We start from the raw sequence: 237 nt of genomic DNA, 5'->3' as shown, positions 1-237 counted from the left end.
CATTTCTGAAGCGCCGTTCTCTCTCGAATGCGGGTGCAAAAATAGTGTTATAAAACATACGGTCCAAATTTATCGGGCATTATTTTGCAAGTTTTTTTCACGAGGGGGATCGCGTACATTAATAATACGTCGATATCCATTCTCGGCTCACATGGCCCACCACGTGGCCTCACGTATCACCACGTGCACTTAAAACAAATGCTCCACGAGTACATTTGCACGTATGAAAACGACAAA

It is taken from the genome of Parabacteroides sp. AF19-14 (genome assembly GCF_003635485.1).
Classification (GTDB): Bacteria; Bacteroidota; Bacteroidia; order Bacteroidales; family Tannerellaceae; genus Parabacteroides; species Parabacteroides distasonis.
The sequence above is the reverse complement of the archived record's forward strand: the minus strand, read 5'-3'. Positions refer to the sequence as shown.